Genomic DNA, 16,666 nt, shown 5'->3' with positions numbered 1-16,666 from the left:
CCGGCGGACCTCAGGTGAAGAGGGGGTGGCTTGCGCGTCATAAGGTCCGGACAGATGCATACGTACGGGACGAACGGGTCGGGAGGGCCGACGGGGCGTGGCGAACGTGGAGCACAGCGGGCAGGTGGCCGGTGCCTTCGGGGCGGGGACCCCCCAGCAGACGAGAGCACGGCTGAGAGCGGCGCGGGTGGGTCTCTGGCTGATCGTCGCGGTCCTCGCGGTGCGGCAGATGGCCGTCGTCCTCGGCTCCCCCCGCGGCGAGCGGCTGACGGACCTGGAGACCTGGGCCGGCCCCAACGGGGTCCTGCATGTCAACGGGTCGCTGTACGACTCGACGCGGTTCACCGGCACGCCGTTCGCCGGGCTCGTCCTCAAGCCCCTCACCCGGGCGGCCGAGCAGGCCCTCGGCTGGGGCTGGACCTTCGGCACCCTGCTCCTGGTCGTCGCGCTCGGTCTGATCGCCGCCCGCGCCCTGCCGCAGCCGGTGACCCGGCGCAGCGCGCTGCCCGCCGCGCCCGTCGCGATCAGCCTGCTGATGCTGTCGCTGCCGGTGCGCAACGCCCTCTATCTCGGCCAGACCAGCATCATCCCGGTGCTCCTGGTCCTGCTCGGCTGCTTCGTCGTGCGCGGCCGGCGGGCCGGGGGCCTGCTGATCGGCCTCGGCGCCGCACTGCAGCCGACCGTGCTGCTGTTCGCGCCCCTGCTGTGGTGCACCGGCCGCCGCCGCGCCGCCGCCACCACCGCGGGCACCTTCGCCGTGTGCACCCTGCTCGCCTGGGCCGCGATGCCGCACGACTCGTACACCTACTGGGTGCACCATCTGGCCGGAACCGGTCTCGGCGGCAAGGCCGACGACCACACCAACCAGTCCCTGCACGGTGCCCTGCTCCGGCTCGGCCTGTCCGGGCCGCTGGAGATCGGCCTGTTCCTTCTTCTGGGAGCCGCCGTCGCGACCGCCGGGCTGCGCCGCGCGATCCGGTACGCGCGGGACGGGCAGCTGCTGCTCGCCGTCGCGGTCACCGGCTGTGTCGCGGTCGCCGTCTCGCCCACGAGCTGGCAGCACCAACTGCTGTGGGTGCTGCTCGCGGTGATCGGCCGGGTCGGCACCCGGGCCTCGGACCGGTATGTCTGGCCGGTCGCCGTCGTCCTGGTGATGACGCTGCCCGCGACGACGATGGTGCCGAACATGACGGTGGTCGAGCCGCTGCGCGACAACCTGGTGCTGCTGGCGGCTCTCGCCGCCGCCACCTTCGTCCCGTTCCTGTCCCGCACCTCCCCTTCCTACCGGGCCCCCGTGCCCACCGAGTACGCGCCGCCCGTCCCCGCCCGCCGGCCTCACGGCCGTCTCCTGCCGTGCCTGCCGTTCCTGCGCCGGGTCCTCACCCGCCCCAACCTGCTGCTGGAACTGCTGCTCATCCGGGTCACCTACGCCGCCTACTCCCGGGTCCGGCTCGCGGCCACCGGCGAGGAGGGCGTGGCGGGCCGGGCCACCGCGGAGCACCACGGCGACCAGATCCTGGGCCTTGAGCGGTTCCTCGGCATCGACATCGAGCGCGGGATCAACCATGCCGTCGTCAAGGCCGGCTGGCTGCGCGGCTTCTTCGACTTCTATTACGAGTCCTTCCACTTCATGATCCCGCTGACGGTGCTCGCCGTGCTCTACTGGCGCCGCCCGGCCGACTACCGCTGGGCGCGCTCGGTGCTCGGCCTCGCGACCTTCATCGCCCTGGCCGGTTTCTGGCTCTACCCGCTGGCCCCGCCGCGTCTGATGCCGCACCTCGGCATCATCGACACCGTGCACGGCGTCCAGGACTTCTCCAAGCCGGACTACGGCACCCTGACCGCGGTGACGAACCAGTACGCCGCGATGCCCTCGCTGCACTTCGGCTGGTCCCTGTGGTGCGGGCTGACCGTCGCGGTCCTCGCACCGAAGTGGTGGATGAAGGTCCTCGGCCTGCTGCACCCCCTCTTCACGGTCTCGGCCATCGTGGCGACCGGCAACCACTGGGTGCTGGACGCGGTCGGCGGCGCGGCCGTCGTCGGCGCGGGCTTCGCCCTCGCCCATCTGCTCCAGGGGCCGCGCGCCCGGTCGGCGGTCGCTCCCACGGCGGTCAGCACCGTCCCCGCCCCGGTGCGGGCCCGTACTCCGAGCTGATCCGGTAGACGCCGGGCGCGGTCACCGTCAGCCGGGTGAACTCCCCGTCCCGGGCGAGGCAGCCGCCGCCGTCGGCGTGCAGCCACGGCGAGTACGCGACGCGCACGGTGACCGGGCCGGGCCGCGGCATCCGTACGTCCACCTCGGCGCCCGTCGTACGCAGGACCGTCGCCGGCGTAGTCACCAGCGGCACCGCGTCCCGCACCCGGTACACCCTCCAGTGCGCGTCCCGCCACACCGGCTCCAGCCAGGCCGGGCGGTGTCCGCGCACGAGCCGCGCCTCGTCCTGGGCGTACCCGTCCGGCTCGGCCGGCGGCAGGACGACGAACCCGACCGCCCAGCGGTCCAGCCAGCGGCGGTAGGAGGCCGCCGAGAACGTGCCGTCGTAGAAGAGCCGGGCGCGCTCCATGTCGAGCTGCCGGTTCCAGCCGCGCGCGAGGTTCAGGTGCGGGGCGAGGACGGCGGCCTCGCGGTGGTTGCGTGCCGGGACGGCCTCGACGCGGGTCCGGTCCGCGCCGAGCTCCTCAAGGGCCCGTACCACTCCGGCGGTGTCCGCCGCCCAGGCCGGCACGGTGGTGGAGACCCTCAGGTCGTTCACGGTCTTGCGGCCCACCCAGGTGACCGAGAAGACCAGCGCCGCGACCAGCAGAACCCGCCGGAGCCCCCGCAGCCGGGGCTCGGCCCGCAGTATCGCGAGCAGCGCGGCCGGCGCGAACAGTTCCGCGAGCCGCTCGACGTTCGTCCCGACCGGCGAGGGGATCAGATACGCGAGCACGGTCCCCGCCGCGTACACGACCCCGCTCCAGCGTGCGACCTTCCAGCCCCGCGGGGCCAGCACCGTCACCGCCAGCCCGCACAGCGCCGGCTGCCAGATGCGGTCCGCCGGCATCAACTGCTCCCCGGTGAAGGGGAACAGCAGGGTGGTCGTGGCGACCACCGCGCACGGCGGCGCCAGCAGCACCAGGGCCCGCCCCCGGTCCCGTACGCACAGGAAACCGGCCCCCAGTACCGCCAGGAACAGACCGGCCACCGGGCTCGCCATGGTCGCGAGCGCCGTGCACGCCGCCGCCGGTACGAGCCGCCGCTGCCCGGTCAGCAGCACACAGCCCGCCAGTCCGAAGGCGACGCCCAGCGCGAACGTGGTGCGGCCGGAGGCCACGTCGCACCACAGCGCCAGCGAGGCGAGCAGCGCCGGACCGAGCGGTCCCCGCACTCCGGTACGCACGAGCAGCACCGCGGCCAGCCAGGAGGAGGCCGTCCCGGAGACCACGGTGACCGTGCGCACACCGAGGGCGGCCATCAGATACGGGGAGACCAGGCTGTAGTTGGCGGTGTGCATCCCGCCGTACCAGAAGAGGTTGTACGCCGACCCGCCGTGCTCGGCCGCGAACCGGGCCCATGCCTCCTGGGCCGCGAGGTCGCCTCCTCCGGTGGCGAGAAACAGCCACCACACCGCGTACAGCGGCAAGGTGGCGAGCGTGGCGAGGAGCGGGATCCGATGCCGGGCCCCGAACGCCCGGAGGGAACGGCCGGTGGGAGCGGTGGTGTCCTCGGGCCGGACCGGCGCGAGTTCGGCAGGGATCAAGGGGGCACGCTTTCCGTTCGACGTCTTCGGCGAGGGCGATCGCGAGGGCAGGGCGACTGTGCCTCGGTGAGGACGCGGAAGGGAAGAGGGACGTTCACCCGTACGGGGACCGGTGGGCCGTACGGGGGGATGTGAGGGAGGCAGGGGCGGGGCGTGGGGGACTGCCCCTGCCTCCCACGGGACGGGCCGGCGGCGCCGGGAGGCCGGCGGCCCGCGTCTGTGGGTCCGCGCCGGTCAGTCCGCGGTCACCCGGAGTTCCTTCACCCCGTTGATCCAGGCGGAGCGCAGCCGTCGCGGATCGCCGGCCATCCGGATGTCCGGCATGGTGTCGGCGATCGCACCGAAGATGAGGTCGATCTCCAGGACGGCCAGGGACTTGCCGAGGCAGTAGTGCGGGCCTCCGCCGCCGAAGCCGAGATGCGGATTGGGGTCCCGGGTGATGTCGAAGGCGTCCGGGTCGGCGAAGACCTCGGAGTCGTGGTTGGCGGAGGAGTAGAAGAGACCGACCCGGTCGCCCTTCCGGATCGGTGTGCCGCCCAGTTCGGTGTCCTGGGTGGCGGTGCGCTGGAAGGCGACCACCGGGGTCGCCCAGCGGACGATCTCCTCCGCGGCGGTCGACGGACGCTCCCGCTTGAACAGCTCCCACTGGCCGGGGTGGGTGAGGAAGGCGTGCATGCCGTGCGTGATGGCGTTGCGGGTCGTCTCGTTGCCCGCGACGGCCAGCATCAGGACGAAGAAGCCGAACTCGTCGGAGGCGAGGTTGCCCTCGTCCTCGGCCGCCACCAGTGTGCTCACGATGTCCTTGGCGGGGCACTGCTTGCGCTCGGCGGCCATGTTCATCGCGTACGCGATGATCTCCGCGGCGGACTGGGCGCCGACCTCCTCGGTGACGGCGTACTCCGGGTCGTCGTACGCGATCATCCGGTTGGACCAGTCGAAGATCTTCGCCCGGTCCTCCTGCGGGACGCCGATCAGTTCGGCGATGGCCTGGAGCGGCAGCTCGCAGGCGACCTGGGTGACGAAGTCGAAGGGGCCCTCGTGGGCGCGGGCCTTGTCCACGATCGCGCGCGCCCGGGCGCGCAGCCGCTCCTCCAGCGCGCGGATGGCGCGCGGGGTGAAGCCGCGCTGGACGATCTGGCGCACCCGGGTGTGCTCGGGCGGGTCCATGTTCAGCAGGATGAGCCGCTGAGCGTCGATCCGGTCGCGCTCCATGTGCTCGTTGAAGCGGATGATCGCGGTGTTCAGGTACGAGGAGAAGATCTCCGGGTGCGTGGAGACGTACTTGACGTCCGCGTGCCGGGTGACGGCCCAGTAGCCGTCGTCCGCGAATCCGGCCACCCCACGCGGCTGGGAGATCCAGCGGACCGGCTCCGCGCGGCGCAGCTCGGCGAACTCCGGCAGGGGCACACGGCGATGCAGCACGTCCGGGTCGGTGAAGTCGAACCCGTCGGGCAGCGCGGGACAGGGCATGGGCCTCCCACCCTTCTGACGGCCCATCAGGAATTGCCGTGAAGGTAGTAACGGGTTCTACAAGCCGCAAGGGGTGTCGCGGGTCCAATTCCGTGCGGAACTCGTGCAGATCACGACTATCGGAGACTGCACGACCCTTGCGGCACGGGAGGCCGGGTCAGCAGACTGCAAGACAGAACTAGAACGCGTACTAGTTCTGCGTGGCGGGTGGGCCGGGACGCCCGCGCCGCGCGGGTGACCGAGGAGAGGACGAACCCCCCATGGCCGCGGAACCCGTGATCGTCGAAGCCGTGCGCACCCCCATCGGCAAGCGCGGCGGCGCGCTCGCCCATCTGCATCCCGCCTACCTGCTGGGCGAGACCTATCGTGAACTCCTCGGCCGCACCGGCATACCCGCCGACTGCGTCGAGCAGATCGTCGGCGGAACGGTGACCCACGCCGGCGAGCAGTCGATGAACCCCGCGCGCACGGCGTGGCTGACCGTGGGGCTGCCGTACGAGACCGCGGCGACGACCGTCGACTGCCAGTGCGGCTCCTCCCAGCAGGCCGCGCACATGGTGGCCAACATGGTGGCGGCGGGCGTCATCGACGTCGGGATCAGCTGCGGTGTCGAGGCGATGTCCCGGGTGCCGCTCGGCTCCGGGTCCAAGCACGGTCCGGGCAAGCCGTTCCCGGACGAGTGGAACGTGGACCTGCCGAACCAGTTCGAGGCCGCCGAGCGGATCGCCCGGCACCGCGGGCTGACCCGGGAGAACGTCGACGCGCTCGGGCTGATCTCCCAGGAGCGCGCGGCGGTCGCCTGGGCCGAGGAGCGGTTCAAGCGGGAGACGTTCGCCGTCCAGGTGCCGACGACCGAGGAGGAGCAGCGCGCCGGTCAGGGCATGTGGCGGCTGGTCGACCGGGACGAGGGGCCCCGCGACACCACGCTCGACGCGCTGGCCGGACTCAAGCCGATCATGCCGACGGCGGTCCACACGGCGGGCAACTCCTCGCAGATCTCGGACGGCGCGGCGGCCCTGATGTGGGCGTCGAAGCGGATGGCGCGCGCCCTGAAACTGCGGCCCCGGGCACGGATCGTGGCGCAGGCGCTGGTGGGCGCGGACCCGCACTTCCACCTCGACGGCCCGATCGACGCGACGAAGGCGGTGCTGGGGAAGGCCGGGATGTCCCTGAGGGACATCGACCTGGTGGAGATCAACGAGGCGTTCGCGTCCGTGGTGTTGAGCTGGGCGCGGGTCTTCGACCAGGACCTGGAGAAGGTGAACGTGAACGGCGGCGCGATCGCCCTGGGCCACCCGGTCGGAGCGACGGGCGCCCGCCTCATCACGACGGCACTCCACGAACTGGAGCGCGCGGACAAGGAGTTCGCCCTGATCACGATGTGCGCGGGCGGCGGCCTGGCCACGGGCACGATCATCCAACGGCTGTAGGGGTGGGCGGATGCGGGCCACGGGTGTCCGTGGCCCGCATCCTCCCTCCAGGTCAGCGTGCGGCTGCGGCCCACCCGACGAACGTGGCGAACGCGGCGGGCGGGAAGGCGAGTACCGGGCCGGCGGGGGTCTTGGAGTCTCGTACGGCTACGGTGGCGTACGGGGTTTCGGCGATCTCTACGCACTCGCCGCCCTGGTCGCTGCTGTACGACGACGTGCGCCAGGCGAGGTCGCCGAGGGGTGCGCATTCGACGCAGGAGCCGCCCTGGTCGCTGCTGTAGCTGGACTTACGCCACTGGATCCCCGTCAGAGTCACGTTGCTCTCCATAGCGTTCCTCCATCACGCGCCGGATCAGCTCCGCCGAGTCTCTCAGGGAGAGTGCGGCGGCCTGAAGATGATCGTAACGGAGCGAGCAGTCCTTGACGGTGTCTGGATTGGCGCTTGGATGCCCGCTTCCGTAGCCCTCCGTGTAGACGATGGTCGGGTCGCTCGCGAAGCGGAAGACGTCGAATGGGCCCGGCGGCCCCGCGTGCGCACCAGCCTCATATGGCAGCACCTGGACGTTGATTCGGGGATTGTGTTCGAAGTGCAAGAGGTGTGCCAGTTGGCCCCGCATGGTCTCCCGACCGCCGATCTCCTGGTGCAGTGCGGCCTCGCTGATCACCGCCCACAGAACCGGCGGCTCTTCCCTTTCGAAGATCCGTTGGCGCGCAAGTCGCACGGCAGTCCGGTCGTCGACGTCGGTTTGATCCAGCGTGCCGAGTACGGCTCGGGCGTACGCTTCGGTCTGAAGGAGGCCGTGCACCAGGTGCGTGTGGAAGGTGAAGATCTCCGCAGCCCGTGCCTCCAACTCCGCCACCTGTTGAAACCACGCCGGAAGCTGACTCCGCATCACCAGCCCGACCAACCGCGAAAGCAACCCACCCGTCCCCCTGTAGCGCAGCGTAGTCGCGGCAGGTCAACCTTGTGCCGTGAACGACTACATTCCCCCCGCGCTGTTAGAGCCCCGCCCCACCCAGTACTGCATGCGTCTCACCGTCGGTGAGCACTCGGCGCGGCACGTCCGGCGTGTCGCCCGCTCGTTCCTGCGTGAATGGGAGATGACGGAGCTGGCCGATGCCGCCGAGCTGGGCGTGTCCGAGCTGGTCGCCAACGTCGTACGCCATGTGCCGGACCGGCGGTGCACGGTGCTGGTGCTGCGGCAGACGGCGGGGGCCAGAGTGGAGGTGACCGACGGTTTCTCCGGGCCTCTGTCGGCCCGGAGAAACCGAGGTGCCGGAGGACGCGGAGGGCGGTCGCGGGCTCCTCCTGCCGGACGCGGTGGTCGACAAGTGAGGCGTGGAGCCGGAACCTTCGGGCGGCAAGACCGTGTGGTTCGAGTGCCGCCGTTGAGCGGGGAGGCGGACGCGCCGAAGGCGGCGACCCCGGTGGGGGTCGCCGCCTTCGCAGTCACTGCGCTCGGCTCTGTCAGTACCAGTGGTGGGTGGACCAGAAGTTCCACGCGGCGGCGGGGCTGCCGTAGCGGGAGTTCATGTAGTTCAGACCCCACCTGATCTGGGTGGCCGGGTTCGTCTTCCAGTCGGAGCCGGCGGACGCCATCTTGGAGCCCGGCAGCGCCTGGACCAGGCCGTAGGCACCGGAGGAGGCGTTGGTGGCGTACATGTTCCAGCCACTCTCGTGGGAGACGATCTTGTTGAACGCGGCGAACTGCGTGGCGTCCGGGATCATCTGGCGCGCGATCGCCTGAGCGTTGGAGGCCGAAGCGGGGGTGGCGGCCTGAGCAGGCGCCGAGGTCATTGCCAGGCCGGCCGCGGCAGCGGCGAGGGCGGTGGCGGCGACGGCCTTCTTCGGGGAGGCGATGCGGCGGATGAAGGAGACGGACACAGAGAACCTCATTCGTTGGGGACAGGGGGTCGCAGACATGCCGGAACCACGCGGAGGCGGTGGAGGTATGCACTGGCGCCGCGACCCGAGTGGGTTCGTGGCGCCCTGCGACGTCATCCAGAGAAGCAGGCGGAAAAGCCGTCCGCAATGCCCCCTTTTACTAGTGGTGGTCGCATCCGCGAAGAGGACCCCCTGTGTGACGTGGCTCTCAATGCGCAGGTCAGGGCCCCGATTGACGAGGGCATGGCGGCGGGTTGGGGCTACGGCCCCGCGTCGTAGGTGACGGTGGTCACGTGGGGCTCGTCACGGTTTGGGTGACGGAATGCGCAGAGCGGCTATACGCGGAGGAAGCGGACGGTGTGAGCCAGGCCGCACGCGCGGGGGCGGGATGTGACCGGCGCCGCACGCGTACGAGTCGCGAGCCCCCTCACAGGGTCAGCGTGATCGCGGCGCCGATGCCGCCGAGGCCGAGGGCGATCGCGGCCGGGCCCCAACCGCCCCTGCCCCAGGGGAAGAGCCGGTCCAGGGCCAGTCGGCCGGGGCCGAGGGCGGCCACGGCGACGGCGACGGCGACGATGCCGATGCTGTACTCCATGCCGCCTTCGGTATCCCACAGGCCATGGGCGGAGGTGACGGTCGCCATCGCGTTGATCAGCACGCCGATCAGGGCGGCGGAGGCGAGCGGGGTGAGCAGTCCGACGGCGAGGCCGAGGCCGCCGAGGAGCTCGGAGAGGCCGCAGACAAGGGCGAAGACCCTGCCCGGATGGAAGCCGAGGGAGGAGAAGTACTCGCCGGTGGCCGTCAGGCCCGCGCCTCCGAAGATCCCGAAGAGCTTCTGGGCGCCGTGCCCCGCCATCAGCAGGCCGAAGACCAGTCTGAGGAGCAGAAGTCCCCAGTCGCCGGCCCACGAGTGCGGCCGGTGCGTGCGGTGTGCCGCCGGTTCTACCGGTTCCATGGGAGCCGACGGCCGGTCCGAGTTCGCCATCTGACCACTCCGGTGGAGGCGCCGTGAGGGGCACTGACTCCAGCCTTTCGCAGACACCCCGGACATGCATCTCGGCCCGGCGACTAGAGCCATGCCGAGCCTACGAGCGGCCAGGGCCACCCCTAGCGCGGGTCGAAGGTCACCGGGCTCTCGAAGGCCGCGCGGCGGGTCGCCCGGCGTAGTGCCTTGAGGACGGCCGGGCCGAGGACGCAGGTCAGCACGACCGTGAGGACGGCCCGGCCCAGGTCCCAGCCCATGGAGGTGGCCAGGCAGTACGCGAGGAAGCGGGCGAGGTTCGCGGCGAGCCCGGCGCGCGGGTCGTAGGCGATGTCCGAGGCGAGCGCCCCCATGAAGGGCCAGCCGGCCAGGTTCATCACCGTGCCGTAGGCGAACGCGGCGAGGAACCCGTACCCGGCGAGCAGCGCCACCTCGCCCCGCCCCCGCAGACCGTCCGGGCCCGGCAGCAGCCCCGCGCCCAGCGTGAACCACCCCATGGCCAGCATCTGGAACGGCAGCCAGGGGCCGACCCCGCCGGTCAGCAGCGCCGACGCGAACATGGTCACGTTGCCGAGCACGAAACCGAAGCCCGGCCCGAGCACCCGCCCGCTCAGCACCATCAGGAAGAACATCGGCTCCAGGCCCGCGGTACCGGCGCCGATCGGCCGCAGCGCGGCGCCGGTCGCGGCGAGCACGCCGAGCATGGCGACGGCCTTCGGTCCGAGCCCCGACTCGGAGACCGCCGCCGCCACGACGCCGACGAGGAGTATGAGCAGTCCGGCGAAGAGCCAGGGGGCGTCCTGGGCGTGCGCGCCGAGGCCCGAGGCGGGATCGGCGAACAGGGGCCAGGTGAAGCCGACGGCGCCGACCGCGCTCACCAGGAGGAGGGCGGCGACGGAACGGGGGCCGAGGCGGACGGGGCGGGCCTGCGGGGTGACCGGGGCGGTGGGGGCGACGGGGGACGCGGCGGTCTGCGGGCCGGAGGAGGTGGCCGGATCCGGGGAACGGTGGCTCATGACGACAGCGCCTCGCGGACCTGGGCGACCGTGAGCCACGGCTGCGGGGCGAGGACCTTGGCCACCTGGGGCGCGTAGGACGGGGAGGCGACCACCACCTCGGCGGCCGGGCCGTCGGCGACGACCTCGCCGTCCGCGAGGATCACCACGCGGTGCGCGAGTTCGGCGGCCAGTTCCACGTCGTGGGTGGCCAGGACGAGGGCATGGCCCTCGGCGACGAGCCCGCGCAGCACGGTCACCAGCCGGACCTTCGCCGCGTAGTCGAGACCGCGCGTCGGCTCGTCCAGGAGCAGCAGCGGGGGGCGCGCGGTGAGCACGACGGCGAGCGCGAGCGCCAGCCGCTGCCCCTCCGACAGGTCCCTCGGGTGGGTGTCGTCCGCTACGCCCGGCAGCAGTTCGGACACCAGGGCCCGGCAGCTGCCCGGGGCGGCGTCCGCGTCCCGGTCGGCCGCCGCGCACTCGGCGGCCACCGTGTCCGCGTACAGCAGATCCCGTGGCTCCTGCGGTACGAGACCCACACGGCGCACCAGGTCGCGCGGGGTGGTGCGGTGCGGCACCGCACCGCCGACCCGCACCCGGCCGCGAGCCGGTTCGACGAGCCCGACGAGCGCGGAGAGCAGCGTGGACTTCCCGGCGCCGTTGCGGCCCATGAGGGCGACGCTCTCGCCGGGGCCGACGGTGAGGTCGACCTGGCGCAGGGCCTCGACGCGGCCACGGCGGACACCGAGCTCCTCGACGACCGCGGCGGGGCCTGGCGTCGTAGGGGCGTGCGCTTCCGCGACGGGCGCCGGGGTGCGTCGGCGCAGGAAGCGGCGCGGGGCGGGTACGGCTGCGGGGGCGGGGCGCACGATCGGGCGCGGACTCCCGGTCCCGCGCGGTGCGGGTGTCGTAGCCGCCAGCCGTTCGCGCAGGCCGGCCGCGCGGCGGCGGGCGTCGCGGACGGTCAGGGGCAGCGGGGACCAGCCCGCCAGCCGGCCGAGGTCCACCACCGGCGGGTACACCGGCGAGACCGCCATCACCTCCGCCGGGGTGCCGAGGACCGGGCGGGCGCCGGGGGCCGGGAGCAGCACGACCCGGTCGGCGTAGTGCACGACCCGTTCCAGACGATGTTCGGCCAGCAGGACCGTGGTGCCGAGATCGTGGACGAGCCGTTGCAGCACGGCGAGGACCTCCTCGGCCGCCGCGGGGTCCAGCGCGGACGTCGGCTCGTCCAGGACGAGGACCTGAGGATGCGGGGTGAGCACCGAGCCGATCGCCACGCGCTGCTGCTGGCCGCCGGAGAGCGTGGCGATCGGCCGGTCCCGCAGGTCCGCGAGGCCGAGCAGGTCGAGCGTCTCCTCGACCCGTCGGCGCATCACGTCCGGGGCCAGCCCCAACGACTCCATCCCGTAGGCGAGTTCGTCCTCGACGGTGTCCGTCACGAAGTGGGACCGCGGGTCCTGCCCCACGGTGCCGACCACGTCGGCGAGTTCGCGCGGCTTGTGGTTGCGGGTGTCGCGACCGGCCACCGTGACCCGGCCGCGCAGGGTGCCGCCCGTGAAGTGCGGGACCAGTCCGCTGACCGCGCCGAGCACCGTCGACTTGCCGACCCCGGACGGCCCGACCAGCAGCGTCAGTTCACCCTCCGGGACCTTGAAGTCGATGTCCCGCACCACGGGTTCGGCCGCCCCGTCGTATGTCACGGAGACCTTCTCGAAGCGGATCACGCGGCCTCCTCGGGGACGGGGGTGACGAACGCGGGCAGCAGGCCGAGCAGTACCGCCGCGGCGGGGAGCAGCGGCAGCGCCGGGGCGGCCAGGGGGACGACACCGGGGTGCAGGGCCGCGGGATCGTAGGCGGACCAGAGGACCGGGAGCGCCGCCGCGGCGATGCCCGAGCCGGCGACCAGCCACGCCCGCGCGTCCCATGCGTCGGGGCGGTAGCGGGTGCGGGGAGAGCGGCGGCCGCCGAGCCGCAGCCCGGCGAGAGCGGCCACGAGACCGGCGAGGAGGACGGGCAGACCATAGACGGTCCCTTCCGCCGTCAGCAGTCCGTACGTACCCGCGCAGACGCCGAGCAGCCCGCCGAGGGTGAGGGCGGTGGTGGTACGGCGGACGGCGGGCGGGACGGTCGCGGTGCGGCCGAAGCCGCGCGCGTCCATCGCGGCGGCGAGCGCCACCGAGCGCTCCAGCGCGCCCTCCAGGACCGGAAGTCCGACCTGGGCGAGGCCCCGCAGCCCCCGGTCGGGCCGGCCGCGCAGTCGACGCGCGGCGCGCAGCCGCCGTACGTCGGCGACGAGATGCGGGGCGAAGGTCAGCGCGACGACGACCGCCACGCCCGCCTCGTACAGCGCGCCCGGCAGCGCCTTCAGCAGCCGGGCGGGGTTCGCGAGGGCGTTCGCGGCGCCCACGCAGATCAGCAGGGTGGCCAGCCGCAGACCGTCGTAGAGGGCGAAGACGAGACTCTCGGCGGTGACCCGGCCGCCGAGGCGGATCCCCTGCGCCCAGTGCGGGAGCGGGACCTCGGGGAGGGTGAACAGGGTGTGGGTGCCGGGGATGGGCGAGCCGAGGACCACGGTGAACAGCAGCCGGATGGCGAGGACGGCGAGGCCGAGCCTGGCGAAGGCCGCGTAGGAGCGGGACCAGGGGGCGGTGGTGCGGCGGGCCGCGACGACGTAGGCGGACACGGCGATCAGGAGGGCCAGCAGCAGCGGGTTGGTGGTGCGGGTGGCGGCGGTGGCGAGCCCGAGGGCCCACAGCCACCAGGCGCCCGGGTGCACGGCCGGCCGGCCGCGGCCGGGACGGGACGCCACCGTCAGCCCCGGCGGCGGCGCGTCTGCCACACCGCCGCCGCGCCCAGCACGGCCACGGCGGCGGCGCCCGCGAGGAGGCCCACCGACGGGCTGTGGTGCGCCGTGCTCTTCGCCGACGCCTGTCCCTTGCGGTCCGTGCCCTTCGCCGGGTTCCGGTCCTGCCCGGACGTCACCTGCTCGCCGCAGCCCTCGGCCGGGTACCCGGCGATCGCGCACAGCAGGGCGTTGGTGTCGTAGCGCAGCGGGCCCGCGACCGCGGCGAGGGCGTCCGCCGTCGTCGCGTCGCCGGGTACACGGGCGCAGGCCGTGCGCCCGGCGGGCGGCCGTTCCCCGGAGGGGGCGTCCGCGGCCGTGCCGAAGTCGAGGACCAGAGCAACACGCTTCTGACCGTCCCGCGCGGGTGTGCCGGCGCATATCTTCGCGAAGTCCGCGCTGCCCCGCGGCTTGGTGGCGTCCGCGGAGTCCTCGCTCACCGCGAACCGGAAGCCCTGGACGTCCCCGTCGGCGGGGCGGCTGGTCGAGGGGCCCTGGGTGGCGTACGTCCAGACGTTGCCGTTGCGCTCCCAGAAGGACCAGTAGCGATAGCCGGCGGCCTGGGCCCGGCCCGCGCCCCCCAGCAGCACGCACACCGCCAGGAGGACGAGGACCGGTGCGGCCAGCAGCCGGGCGCCCGCGGGGACGCGGGTCACGGCTGCTGCCGCTTGCCGCGGCCGCTCAGCAGGAAGCCGATGCCGATACCGGCGACGAGGAAGACGCCGACGATCCACCACACGCCGAAGGCGGAGCCCGAGTCGTCCTTCTTGCCGGGCTTCTCGGTCTTGTCGGTCTTCGGGGTCTGGTCGGCCGCCTGCGGCGCCGGGCCCGTCGCGTTGAGCGCGGTGACCAGGTCGGTTCCGCCGAAGTGGCGGGGGTCGGTGCCGGTCGCGTGCGCGGCGAGGATCAGCTGGGCGTACGCGGCCGGGCCGCTCTGCTTCGCCCACGGCCCGGCGGCGGTCTCCAGCCAGTGCAGGGCGCCGGACGCCCGCTCGCCCTGGCCGACGGTGGCGAGGGCGACCACCGCGTCCGCCGTGTTGCCGTAGTCGGGCTGGTCCTCGGCGCCGGGCAGGGCCGACGTGAGGTGCTGGTCCTTGGCCAGGGCCTTGAGCAGGTACGCGGCGCCGTTGTGCGCGGCCTGGCGCACATCGGCGGGCTTCCCGCACGCCGGGGCCGTGCCCTGAGCCGGAGCCTTCTCCCCGGCGAGCCCCTTGCCGAGCGCGCCGGTCACGGCCGCGGCCGTCGCGTCCGCGTTGGCCGTGAGGGCGCCCTTCTTGTCGGGCTGGTAGGCGAAGGCGCCCGCCCCGTCGCCGTCGCAGGGCAGCGCCAGCTTCAGCAGCGCGTCGTAGGGGGACTTGCCGTCCTTGCGGACGTCCTGCGGCTGCTCGCCCGCCGCCGTGAGCGCCCCGATCACGACGGACGTCGAGTTCGCGTCGCTCGCGCCGCCCGCGGTGTAGCCCCAGCCGCCGTCCTTGTTCTGCACGGACTTCAGCCAGGCCACCGCCTTGCCGCTCTCGGCCCCATGGCCGCCGAGCGCGGCCAGGGCCTGGACGGCCGCCGCGGTGCTGTTCGTGTCGACGGGCGTCTTGGCGTCGCACTTCGTGCCCGGCTGCGCGCGGTAGGGGGCGAAGGCGCCGCTCGCGCACTGCTGGCCCGTCAGCCAGTCCACCGCGACGGTGGCGGGCCGCACACCGGCCGTGTGCTGGGCGAGCAGGGCGAGCGACTGGCGCCAGACGCCGTCGTACGTGGGGTCGCCGGTGCCGTAGAGGCCGGACGGGAGCGAGGGTGAGGCGGACGGCGCGGGGGAGGCGGCGAAGGCCGTGGCGGGGGCCCCGGCGACGGCGGCTATGGCGGCCAGTACCGCGGCGCTGCGGCGAACGATCATGATCGGCGGGTGCCTCTCCCTTGGTGTCCGGGAGCGGGGCGGCACGGGGCATCCCCCGGGCGGCTCGGCTCCGTAGACCTCGACGGTGCCGTACACCGGCGGGCTGCCGGTGCGCGTGAGCCGGTCACGTCCCGTACGCGGTGCTCCGGCTCGCCGCCGCGCGGGCGGCTCACGGTTGCGGGTCAGCGCCGGATTTGCACCGGCTTTCCCCCGTACGGGTGTGAGAACGACCCGGCCACTGTACCCGCCGGTAGAAGCGTCCCCGGACCCTCTGTGACAGGGCCCCGCAGCACTAGCGGGTGAGCAGCCGGGCCGTCTCGCCGCCGAAGGGGCTTCACGCGGCCGTGTAAGCCACCGGGTCCGTCCCCGGTACCGGTTCCGCCCGGCCCGATTTCACCAGGCGGCGCAGATGGGCCTCCGCCTCCGAGACCGCGATGGTGCGGGAGCCGTAGGGGATCTGCGCCCAGGGGCGGTTCCACTCCATGCGTTCGGCGAGCTGCCAGGGGGTGAGCGGGGTGCCGAGGAGGGCGAGCAGGCCGGTCAGCCGCTCCTCGTGGTGGGCCAGCAGCTCCCGGACGCGGGCGGGCGCGTCGGTGAACGGGTGCTGGTGGGCCGGGAGTACCTCGGCGGGCGCGAGGCGGCCGATGCGCTCCAGGGAGTCGAGGTAGTCGCCGAGCGGATCGGCGACCGCGGTGGTGTCGTCCACGTCCTCGTACAGGCCGATGTGCGGGGTGATCTCCGGCAGCAGATGGTCCCCGGAGAACAGCCGGCCGCGCCCCGGGAGCCCGGCGGGGTGCTCCTCCTCCAGATGGAGGCAGACATGGCCGGGTGTGTGCCCCGGCGTCCAGATCGCGCGCAGCCGGCGGCCCGGGAGGTCGAGCAGTTCACCGGGGACGATCTCACGGTCGGGCAGGGCGGGGGAGAGGCCGGGCAGCGAGCGCGGCCTGCGCAGCGGCGCGAGGTGCTCCTCGGGGGCACCGGCCGCCGCGAGCTTGGCGCTCATATAGGTGAACCAGTGCTCGGGCCGGGCCTCGCGGGTGCGGCGTACGACCGCGGTGTCCGCCGCGTGCATCGCGACCCAGGCGCCGGAGGCCGCACGGATCCGGCCCGAGAGGCCGTGGTGGTCGGGGTGGTGATGGGTGATCACCACGCCGTGGATCTCCGCGGCCGAGGTGCCGCACGCCTGAAGTCCCTCGGTGAGGGCGTCCCAGGAGTCCGGGTCGTCCCAGCCCGTGTCCACCAGCACCGGGCCGCGGTCGGTGTCGACGACGTAGACCAGCGTGTGGCCGAGGGGGTTGTCCGGGATGGGAACCCTGAGGGACCGTACGCCCCCGCCGTGATCGGCCGTCTGCGCCATGCGCTCCCCCATCGCCGCCCTCCGGCCCACTATAACTAGAACACGTTTCGACGGTAGCCCGCTCTCACTCACCGATG

General features: G+C 73.3%; 14 protein-coding genes, 1 pseudogene and 1 riboswitch. Of the genes and pseudogenes, 2 read left to right on the top strand and 13 right to left on the bottom strand.

Going from position 1 to position 16,666, the window contains the following annotated elements; all coding sequences use genetic code 11:
* Positions 1–97: 97 nt before the first annotated feature.
* Positions 98–2,155: a bifunctional glycosyltransferase 87/phosphatase PAP2 family protein gene (locus AB0L95_RS13450; protein WP_365161339.1), complete on the top strand. Its 2,058-nt coding sequence runs from the start codon at positions 98–100 to the stop codon at positions 2,153–2,155.
* Here AB0L95_RS13450 and AB0L95_RS13445 read toward each other — a convergent pair.
* On the bottom strand, positions 2,112–3,740 hold the full coding sequence (locus AB0L95_RS13445) for a hypothetical protein (protein ID WP_365161338.1): 1,629 nt from the start codon (positions 3,738–3,740) through the stop codon (positions 2,112–2,114). The genes AB0L95_RS13450 and AB0L95_RS13445 overlap by 44 nt on opposite strands.
* Before the next feature lie 234 nt (positions 3,741–3,974).
* A complete protein-coding gene (locus tag AB0L95_RS13440) occupies positions 3,975–5,210 on the bottom strand; it encodes a cytochrome P450 (RefSeq protein ID WP_365161336.1) in 1,236 nt (411 codons plus the stop codon).
* A 260-nt stretch (positions 5,211–5,470) separates the two neighbouring features.
* Here AB0L95_RS13440 and AB0L95_RS13435 point away from each other — a divergent pair, with 260 nt between their 5' ends.
* A complete protein-coding gene (locus tag AB0L95_RS13435; protein ID WP_365161334.1) occupies positions 5,471–6,640 on the top strand; it encodes a steroid 3-ketoacyl-CoA thiolase in 1,170 nt (389 codons plus the stop codon).
* Positions 6,641–6,692: 52 nt separating this feature from the next.
* Here AB0L95_RS13435 and AB0L95_RS13430 read toward each other — a convergent pair whose 3' ends face one another.
* The 11 genes and pseudogenes from AB0L95_RS13430 to AB0L95_RS13380 all read right to left on the bottom strand — a co-directional run bounded on the left by AB0L95_RS13430 (position 6,693) and on the right by AB0L95_RS13380 (position 16,589).
* Complete coding sequence (locus tag AB0L95_RS13430) at positions 6,693–6,968, bottom strand: DUF397 domain-containing protein (protein WP_365161332.1); 276 nt, start codon at positions 6,966–6,968, stop codon at positions 6,693–6,695.
* Positions 6,928–7,572: pseudogene (locus AB0L95_RS13425) on the bottom strand (DUF5753 domain-containing protein); the annotation flags it as partial. The gene AB0L95_RS13430 and the pseudogene AB0L95_RS13425, both read right to left, overlap by 41 nt.
* Positions 7,573–7,639: 67 nt before the next feature.
* Entirely contained in the window at positions 7,640–7,807 is a 168-nt protein-coding gene (locus AB0L95_RS13420; RefSeq protein WP_365161330.1) for a hypothetical protein, read from the bottom strand.
* 301 nt (positions 7,808–8,108) lie between these two features.
* Positions 8,109–8,525, bottom strand: coding sequence for a transglycosylase SLT domain-containing protein (locus tag AB0L95_RS13415; protein ID WP_365161328.1), 417 nt, complete (start codon positions 8,523–8,525; stop codon positions 8,109–8,111).
* 427 nt (positions 8,526–8,952) lie between these two features.
* Positions 8,953–9,480 (bottom strand): DoxX family protein, encoded by a 528-nt coding sequence (locus tag AB0L95_RS13410; protein WP_365161492.1) that lies wholly within the window; start codon positions 9,478–9,480, stop codon positions 8,953–8,955.
* A gap of 152 nt (positions 9,481–9,632) precedes the next feature.
* Complete coding sequence (locus tag AB0L95_RS13405; protein ID WP_365161326.1) at positions 9,633–10,523, bottom strand: ECF transporter S component; 891 nt, start codon at positions 10,521–10,523, stop codon at positions 9,633–9,635.
* A complete protein-coding gene (locus AB0L95_RS13400; RefSeq protein ID WP_365161324.1) occupies positions 10,520–12,229 on the bottom strand; it encodes an ATP-binding cassette domain-containing protein in 1,710 nt (569 codons plus the stop codon). The genes AB0L95_RS13405 and AB0L95_RS13400 overlap by 4 nt, the downstream gene beginning before the upstream one ends.
* Positions 12,226–13,320: an energy-coupling factor transporter transmembrane component T gene (locus AB0L95_RS13395; protein WP_365161490.1), complete on the bottom strand. Its 1,095-nt coding sequence runs from the start codon at positions 13,318–13,320 to the stop codon at positions 12,226–12,228. Before AB0L95_RS13395 ends, AB0L95_RS13400 begins: the two co-directional genes overlap by 4 nt.
* Entirely contained in the window at positions 13,317–14,003 is a 687-nt protein-coding gene (locus AB0L95_RS13390) for an SCO2322 family protein (RefSeq protein WP_365161322.1), read from the bottom strand. The genes AB0L95_RS13395 and AB0L95_RS13390 overlap by 4 nt, the downstream gene beginning before the upstream one ends.
* Positions 14,000–15,232: a prenyltransferase/squalene oxidase repeat-containing protein gene (locus AB0L95_RS13385; protein ID WP_365161320.1), complete on the bottom strand. Its 1,233-nt coding sequence runs from the start codon at positions 15,230–15,232 to the stop codon at positions 14,000–14,002. Before AB0L95_RS13385 ends, AB0L95_RS13390 begins: the two co-directional genes overlap by 4 nt.
* 139 nt (positions 15,233–15,371) lie before the next feature.
* A riboswitch (cobalamin riboswitch) is annotated at positions 15,372–15,441 on the bottom strand.
* A gap of 125 nt (positions 15,442–15,566) precedes the next feature.
* On the bottom strand, positions 15,567–16,589 hold the full coding sequence (locus AB0L95_RS13380) for an MBL fold metallo-hydrolase (RefSeq protein WP_365161318.1): 1,023 nt from the start codon (positions 16,587–16,589) through the stop codon (positions 15,567–15,569).
* Between the last annotated feature and the right edge of the window lie 77 nt (positions 16,590–16,666).

Origin of the sequence: Streptomyces sp. NPDC052036 (genome assembly GCF_040680495.1) — a bacterium.
In the GTDB taxonomy this organism is placed as follows: Bacteria; Actinomycetota; Actinomycetes; order Streptomycetales; family Streptomycetaceae; genus Streptomyces.
The sequence above is the reverse complement of the archived record's forward strand: the minus strand, read 5'-3'. Positions and strand labels throughout refer to the sequence as shown.

Coding starts and splice junctions, on each gene's coding strand:
- AB0L95_RS13440 (WP_365161336.1), bottom strand. CDS start 5,210: ATGCCCTGTCCCGCGCTGCCCGACGGGTTCGACTTCACCGACCCGGAC.
- AB0L95_RS13435 (WP_365161334.1), top strand. CDS start 5,471: ATGGCCGCGGAACCCGTGATCGTCGAAGCCGTGCGCACCCCCATCGGC.
- AB0L95_RS13430 (WP_365161332.1), bottom strand. CDS start 6,968: ATGGAGAGCAACGTGACTCTGACGGGGATCCAGTGGCGTAAGTCCAGC.
- AB0L95_RS13420 (WP_365161330.1), bottom strand. CDS start 7,807: ATGGCGTACGACGTTGGCGACCAGCTCGGACACGCCCAGCTCGGCGGC.
- AB0L95_RS13410 (WP_365161492.1), bottom strand. CDS start 9,480: ATGGAACCGGTAGAACCGGCGGCACACCGCACGCACCGGCCGCACTCG.
- AB0L95_RS13405 (WP_365161326.1), bottom strand. CDS start 10,523: ATGAGCCACCGTTCCCCGGATCCGGCCACCTCCTCCGGCCCGCAGACC.
- AB0L95_RS13385 (WP_365161320.1), bottom strand. CDS start 15,232: ATGATCGTTCGCCGCAGCGCCGCGGTACTGGCCGCCATAGCCGCCGTC.
- AB0L95_RS13380 (WP_365161318.1), bottom strand. CDS start 16,589: ATGGCGCAGACGGCCGATCACGGCGGGGGCGTACGGTCCCTCAGGGTT.